Source organism: Bacteroides sp. An269, assembly GCF_002159755.1.
GTDB lineage: Bacteria > Bacteroidota > Bacteroidia > Bacteroidales > Bacteroidaceae > Phocaeicola > Phocaeicola intestinalis.
Window position 1 is genome coordinate 1 of the sequence record NZ_NFJG01000122.1, and the last position, 12,762, is coordinate 12,762.

Consider the following 12,762-nt stretch of genomic DNA (forward strand, 5'->3'; position numbering starts at 1 on the left):
AGGAAGAAAATTAATGCCAGACCGAGAGAAAAACTCAATTTCTCGACTCCGGCTGAGGTCTTTTTCAAAAATATTTCGTAATGTTGCACTCGCTGGTTGACTCTGCCGACAATCATCCGTTTATCCTTTTGTGCATATTTATCAAGAATTCGACCGGAAAAATCCGATGATCCATCATCTACAGCGATTAACTCTATCTGTTGATAATCTTGATTTAAAACAGATTCTATGCATTCTTCCAAATATCGTTCCCCATTGTAAACGGAGACAATTATTGTAATCAAAGGACTTTTATCCATATAAGTTAAGTTTTATAAAATTATCACTCTAAAGTCGAAAGTAATTTCAAATAGCTATCTTTGAATTTTTCAAATGTAAAGTTTTCCTCGTAAATACGTCTACTGTGCATTGCCATTTTAAGATAATCTTCATGAGATACGTTTTGTAAACTATTTAGACATTGAATCAGTTCATCCCAATTACTTACGACAAAAGCGTTTTGACCATTATGAGCTATTTCACAATTGCCTCCTACATCATTGCATATAATAGGGGTGGCGCACATAGCTGCTTCGATTAAGGTGATAGGCAATCCTTCTTGTGAAGAGAAAAGCATCATATAATCATATTTTTGTAATAAATCCGTTACATCTTTTCTAAACCCTAAACAAGTGAACCGTTCATCTTCTTTCACTTCTTCTCGTAAGGTTTCAAGAAAAGGACCTTCACCAGCGAACAATATATGTATATTGCTATTCAGTTTGCCTTTCAATTTTCTGTATATTTCAACTTGCCTTTTAACACTGTTTATTCTTGCTGGGTAAAGGAGCGTAATGTTTTTATCTTTTATGGTATAAATACGTTCTCGTGGATGAATGTCCGTTACGCAATTGTGAATCTTATGGATATTTCCTTGAGGAACTTTAAAATATTCCATTAAATTTTGAATGCCACTATCTGATATAGCCACTACAGTTTTAGGTATAAACGTTAGCCTTTTCATACCATATAACACATTATGATGCACATACACCAATTTTATTCGTTGGAACAGCAGATGATTCATCAACCAGAACATCAACAAGAATTTCCGTTCATGTACAATCACGATGGAATTGTAAAATATAAACGGATTCTTAAACTGTATATATTCCGACTGCGTTATCCCATGATTCTTATTCACTTGTCCATACGGTATAGTACCCACTATCTTGGCATTATACGTATCCTTCACAGCATGATGGATATCGAGCAACACCTTTTGCACTCCGGTTACTTTATTCAGCTCGGAGTTGAAAGAAAATAACTTTTTCATATCAATCATAAGTCTGGAAGTTAGATTTGTTTCTTCTCAGTTTTTTTAATGACATACATAGGTTTAAAAGGAAAGCATTTCTTTTGCATATATTGCGAAGTCTCAAACCAATTGTAGGCTTTACCCATGATCCTTCACAATAATGAATTGCAACAGATTCACGAGAACTTGTTCTGTATTCTGAAAAGATTTTGGATGGATAAATATGAATATTATCACGCAAAATCTGTTCATTATCAATGTATTTAAATCCATATTTCTCAGCAGTAATGGCCAAGACTACCGGAATTATTTTATTTTCAGACATTACGTCAGAAAACATTGATTTCTCATAGTATTTCAAGCATTCCTTGATATACTGTGTGTGAGGTTCGCTTGCAATAATAGCAGAGTGAATAGCAATCCCTATATCTTCTTTGGATGTTGTCCGATTGCCCTTGCTATCAATAAAACTTGCAATGTCTTTTTGGGGATGGTACTCCACAGACGAGAAAAAAGAATTATCAAGATATGGGTCAAAACGTTTCAATACTTTGACATCCGTATCTAAGTAAATGCCACCATAATTGTAGAGTGCATAAAGTCGTGTATAGTCTGCCACAAAGGCTAATTTCTTCAACTCGTATGCTCGTTTGGTAAAAGGCAAGCTATTCACATCTATACGATTTTCATTCCAGCAAACGAATTCATAATCGGGTATTAACTTTTTCCAGCCATCTATAAAGCGTTGAAAACGTTTCGGTATGGGATTATTTCCGAACCAACAATAGTGAATGATTTTGGGGATCATAAAAGAAATTAGTATTTTATTATTCTTTTGAATAGAAGTGTAACATATGCAATTGGATAAAGTTTGTAATGGACTAACCACTGTTGGATTTTTATCCACAACGGATAGTTCAGACTCCAGTTTTTATTAAATGCATCGGGAAAAGTTTCATTCCACTTTTTAAAATTGTGTAATTTGACATCAGTAGCATATTCCATTTTAGCTAACAGTTGGCGTATATGTAACTCTCTAATGCAAGACTTTTCTAATCCATGCGCTTTCAGAAAATCTTTCAATAAGTGAGTAATATAAATCCGTTGGCTTATTTTTTTTTCGTCATAACTATATGTTGCGGATTGCTGATTGATTATTGAATAGTGGTATAGTCCTAGGGGCAAATAGGCAATTTTTGAAGCGTTATAACACAAAGCAACAAGTACTTCCAAATCCTCCCACATCCCTATTCCTGCTGAAAAACGAATTTGGTTTACTGAAAAAAGATTTCGCCTGAACAATCTATTCCATAAATATCCCTTTAATTCATTAGTCAATAACATTTTTATGACAACCAATCGGTCGTTTACATGCTTCTGCTTCATATATACCGGAGTTGTAGAACCTTTCTCTATGAGATAATCGCAAGCAACGATGTCTGCACATTGATCTTCAGCAGTGGTATAAAGACAACTGAGATAATCAACTTCTACCCAATCATCTGAATCTATAAAAGCTACATATTTGCCTCTGGCATTATCTAATCCTACATTTCTTGCTACGCTAACCCCCTCATTCTTTTTATGAAATACTTTGATTCGCTTATCTTTCTTTGCATATTCGTCACATATTTTACCGGAATTATCTGGACTGCCATCATCAATGAGCAAAAGTTCAAAATCTGTATAGGTTTGCGCGAGAACACTGTCAAGGCAACGTGGTAAAAAATTCTCAACTCTAAAAATGGGGATTATTATAGAAATAGATGGATTATTTATCATCGTTATAACATTTAAATTTATTAAAATAAGGAAACAGGCAATATCTCTCTCCCATTAGCATCCCAAATAAACAGCATATACCACCAGTCTTCTCTACCAAATAGTCCTGATAATATAGGATATAAATTAGAAATAAAACTTATAATACCCCATATCCGTATTGGATATTTAAAATTGGAATAGTTCTTAAAAAAAAGTTTGAAAGCTACTCCAATAAAAATTGGACAAGAAAGAAGTGATAAGATACTTATATAACGATCCAATATTTCTACTTTACTAAAAATAGGACTTATTAAAATAGTTATACAATAAGTATTGATTATCCACATTTTGATACCTTCTTTTTTTACGTTTTTCAGAAAGAACAGTGGAAAACTATTAGCTAATATTATTCTTATTTGAGTAGTAAATCGATATTCTCTAATTCCTATATTTTGCGTACCTTCTGTTACAAGAGATGAGAATCCATCAACATACATAGCAGATTTATCATTCATTGATAATATATTTACATAAGGGGTTAATCCTTCTAAAAGTTGTGTACTTCCTAAAAAACAGAAAGAATCAACAAAACAAAGCATATGTTTGTCGGAATTAGCTGAATATGAATAAAATATATTGCAATAAAAAAAACTAATAAAGGAATATATCCAATATGGGTTAAACACGCACAAAGAGAAAATATACCGAATTTTACATAGTCATATTTCAAAAAGAAAGAAATAGCAAATACATAAAATGCTGCAGCAAAATACCATCTTACTAATTGCTCTATAGGTGGAATAACAAAAAGAAAAACAATCAGTATATATAACATCGATTTCCTGTAAACTACATCTTTTATAAAATAAAAAACAGACAATATCACCAAGAAAGTTATTAAAAGAATAAGAAATTGATAATGAATACCCAAAGATGCCCCCCAATGACATACATATCGGAACAATAATTCGTACTCATCATCCAAATGATTCCCTAAACTATAATATCTGACCGCATATAAATTATAATCGATTAATCGCCCAAATCTTAATCCATAAAATAAAGTAAAAACAATAATAGGTAAGGTTGCTAATTTCCAATATGACTTATCATTCTGAACACATGAAATACGTTTCCCAGAATAAACAAAAGACCATATTAACAACAGACTAAAAGTACAAAAAACTAATTTAACATGTTCATACATATTGTGGCCAATTTTATGCGATAAACAAATACCGATGTATTCCCTGCATACAGAGTTATCATTCAGTGATTTACAATTCTCTACTCCGATAAGTGTCTGATCTTATTGTTATTTTCTCATCATTCTTTTTATAAAATATCGTGCCAAATGATATAAATCCAAAGCTGTTGGGTTTTGTAAAGGCGCAAATCTGAATAAAATTTTGGCAGGTCTCAATCTTTTTCTTTTTAAAATCAATTTCAAAAAGTGCATTCTACTATTTCTTGATTCTAAATGTTTGGTTGAATATAATGACCAACCACACATGACAAGAGAATCCGTATAATAATCCTCAATTATATTTTTAAAATTTTGCGTCAAAGGCAATTGTTGTGTCGCCTCATAACTTTTATTTATCACATTATAAATCATATGTGGATTTACGTAACGTCTCATCAATGAATTTGCAGTTTCTTGATAATTATATGTCACCGTCGGTAATACACGTGCAGTTTCTACATACTTGCAATATTGAAACGTGAACAACTCATCCTCGCGAAAACAAATATCATCAGCAAACCGTAAATGATGTTGTTCAATTATATCAAACCGAAATAACTTACTCCAAGTTGGACCGAAAAAATTTTTCATCTTAAATAGTTTGCAAAACAAATCTACACAGGCCTTTTTGTTTGAGGCAAACTGAGCTTCAGCTCTTTTTTCCGAAATAGTGACTCCCGACATCTGATCAAACAATCTATATCCTTGCCAAATTATATCAGCATTTAAGTTATCATTATAATTCTGAAGATGCTGTAAACACAAATAGTCATCGCTATCGACAAAGAGAATATATTTATTGAGAATATTTACTCCCTCCCTAGATGCATAAGTTACGTTATCCAATCCAACATTCCTAGCCGAACTTACCCCTCCATTTTTCTTATGAAACACCCTAATCCGGTTATCTTTCTTAGCATACTCATCGCAAATCATACCAGATTTATCCGTACTCCCGTCATCAATCAGCAGCAATTCAAAATCAGTAAATGTTTGGGATAATATGCTGTCTATACAGCGTGGCAAATATTGTTCCACATTATAAACGGGAACTATAACTGAGATTTTAGGAAAAGACATAAATTGAAAATTCTAATTGTACTATCAACTAAAGACTTTAATAATCAGTGTGGAAGATTATTTCTTAGTTTTACAGATTTCATCGTTAAGATGGTCGATTCTATCGTTCAAACCGTCCAATTCATCAAGTTCTTCATTCTTTATCGTGATGATGCTTTCATCAGTTTTACGTCTTTCTTTTTGCTTTTCTAAGATAGACCTTTTTAGGTCTTTACGTGCTTTTTGTGTAGCCTTTAACTGTGTGTACGCATCATGACTTTTTTCTTCCGCTTTAGACATAATCTCATGCAATCTATCCAAATCATTATTTTCGTTTCCCATAAAATGTAAAGTATTTTATTGTTATTCTTATTCTTATAAATAAAAGTTCTACCCATTTACCTTCGTTATAAAGCCCATTGATTTTTGCCGCAAACTATAAAGTTTTTTGTTTGCGTTTGCATCATTCCCTTCATTAAGCCTAAAAGTTGTTCCACCTGTTATTAATCTATCCTTCAGCCCGAACATTGACAATAGCGAGGTAAAACGTGACGTACCTCTATCTTCATTTCCTATGGCTATAAATGGTTTGTTAAACAAAATAGAAAATACACAAGCGTGAAAAGAATCGGTTACAACGAATTCCGCATCATAAAACCCACGAAGCCATTGCTCTACAGACGGCTGTATGCGCTCTTTCAAAGGAGCTTTTTTATTTTCTACTTTCGAATTCACCCGAAAAGGCACTAAATTCTTTTCTTGGGCAATTTGATCTATCAATGCAAGCTTTTCAGGGGTTTCATCCAAAATATAATTCAGCAAAGTTCCCTTGCTCTTCGGTGTATCTGTATTCTCAAACAGCTGAATATAATCTTCTTTTGTCAAAAGCATAGTCGGGTCAAGGACCTGCTGGGCTTCTACGCCAAAATGTGTACGGCACAAATCCACTCCAGAATCCTCTCTTACAGAAATTCCATTAAAATGTTTCAACAGTTCTCCACAGCGTTTGGTCTGTTCAGGGGTATATTCCCATTCGTCTGTCCCGAAAGAGGCAGCATATGCAATACGCTTGATGTTCCAGTCTTTTGTAAAATCCAAATAAGCATGCTCTATGCTATCTTTAAAATATTTCGGACGCCATATCTGGTCACTCCCTACAATAATCGCATCAAAATCCGTTTCCTTGATTTCTGAAAAATCATCCACGAATCTCCGCTTGATATACTTATGAATAAATTTGTCTGTGTGCTGCTGTACAATAGGCTTTTCACGATTTATTTTCTGTTCGTAAAATATAGGGAAAGGATGTCCGGTAATATTTCTTATAATACGTTTCCCGTATACCAAAGGAGCTTTCCATAAGGGCAGCTGCAAAGGTTTATGTTTCTTCTCAATCAAACATACTTCATGCCCCATCCGTTCCAATACCGTCTGTAAGGCATACGCCTGAAGTATCCCTCCATAATTGGTATGGAGGGGAAGCGTTAAAATCCCGATTTTCATTTTAATAAAGACAATAGAATGAAAGGAGACTGCAAAAGAATAAATACAGTCGCCTATATATTTAAGGTATAAATTGTGGGTTTATTCTTCTTCCTTTTCCGGATAAAGCGTGCGGAACATACGTAAGGTGCCTTTATTAGGATTGGGGTATTCGCTGGGCGAAAAGCCACACTTGGAGTAAAATGTCACAGCATTATGACCTTGTACGTTCAAAGCCTCTACGGTCAGAAACTGGCAGCCTGCCATTTCCTATGTCTGTGCCTTGTCGGCTATAGCCTCAATAATGACACGTCCCCAACCCTGACGGCTGTAACGTTCGTCAACTGCCAGATAGGCTATCTCTAAAGCCGGATAATGGGGCTTGCTTAAGAATATCTCTTTGTAATTTTCTGTTAATAAGGGGGTATCTGCTACAGATATTCCTGTCATTAGGTCATTCTTGTCATCTTCATCCAAATCCAAAGAGTCAAAACTCAAAGCAAACAAGGCTATTACCTCTTTCCTTAACTTGACAATGTAGGCTTGGCAATAATGGTGAAGGACACTAAGATACAGACCGTCCTGAATAAAACGGTCCATCGCCGGAACTCCGCACCGGAAATCGTGCAGGAATTGCCTGTCTTTCAAGACTTCAATGCTAAGTTCCATGCTTGCTTTTATTTCCAGACAATAGTTATGCCTTTCATAATCTGTTTGTGCTTACGGATTTCTTTCTTGTCGTTTTCGTTCAACTCTTCAGACAAGATACGGCGCATCCGCTCCCGAATCTCACGGGCAAACTTACCCTTTACAGGTTCTCTTTTTACATTCACTCCTAACATCGCAAATCCTCCTTCAACTTTAATGATATGCAAAGATATGGATTTACAAGTGTTTATGCAATTTTTCACTCCGATTACTTATCTGATTTAAGCATTTTCTTGATTCCATTTTTTACTTTTTTCAGTAATTTTCTGTATAAAGGAATCCGGAGAGTCCGGTCAATTAACCCGATTATATCATCACTTTGTGCAAACTCTGTAAAGAACCGGCTACGCTTGGGATGCATCGGTGTCTTCTCCTTGAATCCTCCGTTCGCCCCTTGCGCTTCTTGATAGCTTGTAACTATAAAGGTCGTCTTTTCTTTCAAGGATTGATAGAACGATTTTCCTTTTTCAGTCTGTACCAATACAAGGCTCACTCCTTTGTCATCGTCAAACTCCGGTGCCACCTGTGGGATAGCCCAATAGTCGGCTATTGTGAGGTCGCTTCCGCTCCTGCCCGATTTAGACGGGCAACTGTAACAGCTCGGCCGGAGTATTAAATCGGCAAGGAAAGCCCTCATGAAAGGATTTTCAGAAAATACAGAAGATAGCAAAACTGTATTTTTGACTCCTTCGACTGACGTCTCGGAGAGGGTAAGAGCAAAACTGAATTTTTTCCAACCCGTTGATTTGGAACGGAAATCGACTGTGTCTATTCCTATCTTACAAGGTATAGGGTAAGGCAAAACTGAATTTTTTCCGCTCTTACGGGCGATTGTCTCTTTCAGGTATTCACGCCATACTTTCGGACTGGGCACACCGTGGCAAATAAAATCAACCGCTATCAGGTTATCATAGTTTTTCCGCAAAAATAACTTCAACCCTTTTATCTGGCAAGGGCTGCCGCTGAATAATACTTTCCTTCCTTGCTTCAGAAAATATTCAGCATCCTGATAAGCAGTGCCTATACGGCTTTGCATGTATTTTGAACCACGGAAATCCACAAGCCCTTCCATTGTTTCTGCATACGTATGCATCACTTCCCAGTTCACATCAAATGCAGCACCGAATACGACTCCCCCCTCCTGTATTACCTTTTCAGCGAGCAAGGTAAAGATACCTCCTGAAGAGCTCTGCATACGTATGGATTCATCCTTGTTCTTGGCAGCATACACCTCCAACGGGATATGCCGTTCGCCATGATGCAGTTCCGGACAGACTTTCTCACACAATCCGCAATCAATACACTCGTCAGAATTAACATGTGGGTAAAGAAAGCCTTCCCCGTCTTCTTTCAATGTGATGCAATGCTTGGGACACCGCTGGACACATGCCGAACAGCCACAGCAATCCTGTTTGTTTACAATCTTTATCATTTCTGTAAAAACTTATTGTAGATTCCGATAACCTTCGCATAGATAAACTCACGTTCGCTTGAAGATAATCCAACCATATATACTATCGTCCCGACAGACAATACGCATACTGTGCAAACCGTAAAAAAGCGTAATACCGTAGCATCCATATTTTCATAGACCAAGAAAGGCAGGATAACGGAAAGAATTACCACAACTGACACTTTCAGATAAATATGTTTCAGATAATCCTGCACCCGTATGCCGATTAAGGGACGAAGTAGAAGCATGCGGACAATCTGGGTGATTGACTCCACTGCAAAATGGACGATAAATACTGAATAGGCAGGGCATCCAAACCGTAGGCAGATGTATGAAATGGGAAGTATCATCAACAGGATAGTACCGCATACTGCCTGATATCTCTTTACTTTTCCGGTTGATTGATTAGCAATCATCAACGGATTGGATAATGTATAAAGCAGCGATGTGCAGATCATGATTCTTAAAAAGACTATCGTATGGTCGGGAACCGTCTTCAACCACACTGTAAGGATAAAGTCTGTTTCAAACAGCACCGGCAAGGACAGCAAGAACAACAGGTAAAAGGAAAACCTTGCACTGCGGAACATCAGTTTGTGCATCTCACCCATTTCTCCCTTGGCGTATGTCTTGGTTATCTGAGGATTGAGTGCCATTTGAAAGTTGGTGACAAACTGCTGTATGGCACTTTGAACCTGTACGGCTACTGCACGGGCTGCATTGACCACCGGACCAAAAAAGACATTCAACAGCATATTCAGTCCCTGACTGAAAAGTACGGAAGATAAGTTGCCGAACATGCTCCACCCTGCAAATCCAGTCATTTCCTTGAACAAGGACTTGTCCCAAACATGACGGTATTTGGATTCTTCAAAATGCCGATTGCAATATCGGCTGTAACACAGGCGTATAAGCAACTGTACTGCTAAAATAAGAAAGGCATAAAGTATCAGTTTGTCATACGAGAAAACAACAAGCATGTAAACGACAGCCAATTTCAACACGGCTTCCAAAATAGAAATATAAGCAAAAGCCGACATCTTTTCGTGTGCGACAATATCGGCATTGTAAGGGACACTGATTATCATGATGACGGTAGAGGCAATCGAACACTGTAACACCCAGAAGGCTGCATCCATGCGGTCTGTCGGTATCTGCATTTGGGTGTACATGAACCATAGTCCGACCGTTTCGCCTAAAACCACAATCAATACAGCGATAAGAACATGTATCTGCAACGCCGTACTGAACACCTTCTGCAGATTGCTTTGATCGCCCTTTCCCAATGCAAACGTAATGTATCGCTGCGTGGCGGATGACATGGAACCGTTGATAAAACCGAACATTGCCACCACACCTCCTACCACATTATAAATACCATAATCCGTCACGCCCAACGTGTTCAGCACCACACGGCTCGTATAAAGTGTGACGAGCATGATGAACAGGGTACGGAAGTACAGCAGCAGCGTATTCTTGGCTATGCGCTTGTTGTTTGCAGAAGTGTTTTCCATGAATAAAATAAATAGTTATACTTTGAACCGTGTGTGAATGTGCATTTTATGGAATACACACAGTTGGTGTTACATTGGGTTGCAAATCCGCTTCTTCAATTATGCTGGCTTACATATCCGGCATGTCAAGCAAGCTTTGTTCTCTCCGCAATATAGCTGCATCGTTTGTAAGATTATTAATCTTACAGCTTGAAGATTAATAATCTTTCGGCGTGAAGATTAATAATCTTACAAGCAACGCAGTTATGAGGTTCCGAATCAGCACGCGATAAATTCAAGACACAGTCTCTTAAAACAGGCTTTCAGATTATTCTCTATTTTTTCTTGATTTCTCCGACGGTTTATTGATGCAGCCATACCGTCCGCAAGTACCTGCGCCATATAGCAAGGTGTGTGGTGGTGTTTATCTCCTGGCAGATATCGGTGCATGTCTTTATCAATTCGTTTTTACCTTTCTCGGGGTCGGTGGTCGTTATTGCCATCACATTCAAGGTGTCTGTACCGACTGCAAGCCTTTGTATGGCTTTTACTGCCGAAGACGTATCCGTCAATACCTTATAGAGGGAAGGGGCGTAGTTGCGGAAAGACTCGATGAGCTTTTCTTGCTTTCCGTTGTCCGTATTGTTCCCGTGAGCAGTTCGGATGGTTCCGCTAACCAGCTTTTCGTTGGCTTTTTCTGCCGTCAGGAAGTATTCGCCGAGGAATTCGTCCCAGTTGGCGAAGAATGTATATTCGTCTTTTTCCTTATCCTTCAGGATGCCGATGTGCGCATAATAAGTCGTGGTAATGCTTTCGTTTTTTTTCTTGCTGGGGTAGTAAGCTTCTTCTGTTATTTCTATTTTACGGATGATTTCCGTAAAGTGTGTATGCTGAAGCTTTGTCTCGTCTTGGCTGTCTTCCAATGTTATACCTGCTGTCGGAGTGAGGTACGGACGGAGAACGAGCTTCTGCCAGTTTTGCCTTACATAGCCGGGATTGTCATGCTCGTAGCGCACGAGATTCAGGATGAGTTCTGCCTCATTGCCGTTTATTTGTGCCAGTCGCATGCTTAAGGCTGTGTTGCCTTTTTTATGAAGGTCTTGGCAAAGGGAAACCAATGAGGGTCTGACAATCAGGCTGTCTATGATTTCGTAGAGTAAGGGGAGTGTCTGTTCGCCATAGCCGCAGGCTTGCAGGATACCGATGAGCAGGTCGATGGCACGTCCTTTTTCTGTACCGATGGACAAACGGTCGCCTTCGGCATTGTGCAGGCGGACTACGTGGAAGTTCCAGATGTTGGGAAGGGAAACGGTGAGGTAACTGTCTTTCTTTAGTCCCCGCATTTGGAACACCAGCCGTTTATCTCTGCGGAAGCGGGCGATATATCCTTCCCGGCCTTTTAGCGGACCGTCTATGACGCGCACAATTTCGTTGGGGTTACCTGTCTTGGGGTTGAATGCATAGTCGGTATATGGTCGTTCAAGGATAATCATCTGTTCTGCGTAGTTTTCGTTGAAATCCCGGAAAGCGCGCATTTGTTCTTCAGGGATAACACGCATGCGTGTCTTTTCTCCTTTCTCTGTTTTGCGCTCGTACTGCACAACGCCCTCCATAGCGTGTTCTTCCATAAAGTCTATCAACGATTTTTGGGTAGCAAGTACAAATACAATTCCCACAAACAAGGGTGCCTGCTTGTCGCCATTGTCACCACGGACTGTGACTGTGGTATGGGTAGGTGCATAGACTTCGAGAATGTTTTTAGACTTCGCCTTATATTGTTCTAAAAGTTTTACAAACTTTTTTTCCTGACGAGGCCGGGTGCGCACAACGTACCAGCAGTAATCCAAATGATTGAGTTTGTCGATCATTTGTATGCTTCATTTAAATGTATTTCCCATGTTCCCTTCATGACAATTGCATGAAAGTTCTGAAGTACCTTTTTCCAGGTGTAGCGGTAGGATTCTGGACGAAACTCAGCAGCAATGGTCTACCGTTTTTATGTGACAAGAAGAATAAAGCATCATGTGCTTCAAGTATATTGCTTCCATATCACAAGGTTTTAATATTCAGTTTGTTAACTTGATCCAATCTTGCCGCTTCGCTATGGTTCGTATGTATGAAGCGGTGATTTCGTTGCAAAGATAAGAAAAAAATTTAGTTCCTATGTTTGTAATGTGCTAGCAAAATAGCATAAAGCCAAGAGAATTATTAAATTTGTAAATGAAAGAAATAACTTAATAAAACCTATGACTTTATGCGT

General features: G+C 38.0%; 14 protein-coding genes. All 14 read right to left on the reverse strand.

Annotated elements, in window-relative coordinates; translation table 11 throughout:
• Nucleotides 1–299 (reverse strand): glycosyltransferase (locus B5F71_RS19915; protein WP_143269925.1); only part of this gene is annotated, 299 nt, incomplete at its 3' end.
• Nucleotides 300–322: 23 nt separating this feature from the next.
• Nucleotides 323–1,324, reverse strand: a complete 1,002-nt coding sequence (locus B5F71_RS16495; RefSeq protein ID WP_087212455.1) for a glycosyltransferase family 4 protein — start codon at nt 1,322–1,324, stop codon at nt 323–325.
• Nucleotides 1,317–2,105, reverse strand: coding sequence for a glycosyltransferase (locus B5F71_RS16500; protein WP_087212458.1), 789 nt, complete (start codon nt 2,103–2,105; stop codon nt 1,317–1,319). Before B5F71_RS16500 ends, B5F71_RS16495 begins: the two co-directional genes overlap by 8 nt.
• 8 nt (nt 2,106–2,113) lie before the next feature.
• Complete coding sequence (locus tag B5F71_RS16505) at nt 2,114–3,079, reverse strand: glycosyltransferase (protein WP_087212461.1); 966 nt, start codon at nt 3,077–3,079, stop codon at nt 2,114–2,116.
• Nucleotides 3,080–3,099: 20 nt separating this feature from the next.
• Nucleotides 3,100–3,660, reverse strand: coding sequence for a hypothetical protein (locus B5F71_RS16510; RefSeq protein WP_143269926.1), 561 nt, complete (start codon nt 3,658–3,660; stop codon nt 3,100–3,102).
• 716 nt (nt 3,661–4,376) lie between these two features.
• A complete protein-coding gene (locus B5F71_RS16520) occupies nt 4,377–5,387 on the reverse strand; it encodes a glycosyltransferase (RefSeq protein ID WP_087212468.1) in 1,011 nt (336 codons plus the stop codon).
• Nucleotides 5,388–5,444: 57 nt separating this feature from the next.
• On the reverse strand, nt 5,445–5,708 hold the full coding sequence (locus tag B5F71_RS16525) for a hypothetical protein (RefSeq protein ID WP_087212471.1): 264 nt from the start codon (nt 5,706–5,708) through the stop codon (nt 5,445–5,447).
• Nucleotides 5,709–5,756: 48 nt separating this feature from the next.
• A complete protein-coding gene (locus tag B5F71_RS16530) occupies nt 5,757–6,869 on the reverse strand; it encodes a polysaccharide pyruvyl transferase family protein (protein WP_087212474.1) in 1,113 nt (370 codons plus the stop codon).
• An 81-nt stretch (nt 6,870–6,950) separates the two neighbouring features.
• Nucleotides 6,951–7,115, reverse strand: a complete 165-nt coding sequence (locus B5F71_RS20430) for a hypothetical protein (RefSeq protein WP_158098128.1) — start codon at nt 7,113–7,115, stop codon at nt 6,951–6,953.
• Between the two features lie 3 nt (nt 7,116–7,118).
• Entirely contained in the window at nt 7,119–7,517 is a 399-nt protein-coding gene (locus tag B5F71_RS16535) for a hypothetical protein (RefSeq protein ID WP_087212477.1), read from the reverse strand.
• A gap of 8 nt (nt 7,518–7,525) precedes the next feature.
• Complete coding sequence (locus tag B5F71_RS16540) at nt 7,526–7,723, reverse strand: hypothetical protein (RefSeq protein WP_087212480.1); 198 nt, start codon at nt 7,721–7,723, stop codon at nt 7,526–7,528.
• 41 nt (nt 7,724–7,764) lie between these two features.
• Entirely contained in the window at nt 7,765–8,988 is a 1,224-nt protein-coding gene (locus tag B5F71_RS16545) for a Coenzyme F420 hydrogenase/dehydrogenase, beta subunit C-terminal domain (protein ID WP_087212483.1), read from the reverse strand.
• On the reverse strand, nt 8,985–10,523 hold the full coding sequence (locus B5F71_RS16550; RefSeq protein ID WP_087212486.1) for an oligosaccharide flippase family protein: 1,539 nt from the start codon (nt 10,521–10,523) through the stop codon (nt 8,985–8,987). The genes B5F71_RS16545 and B5F71_RS16550 overlap by 4 nt, the downstream gene beginning before the upstream one ends.
• 341 nt (nt 10,524–10,864) lie before the next feature.
• The gene (locus B5F71_RS16555; RefSeq protein WP_087212489.1) at nt 10,865–12,370 is read right to left on the reverse strand and encodes a transcription termination/antitermination NusG family protein; all 1,506 of its coding nucleotides are present in this window, start codon (nt 12,368–12,370) and stop codon (nt 10,865–10,867) included.
• Between the last annotated feature and the right edge of the window lie 392 nt (nt 12,371–12,762).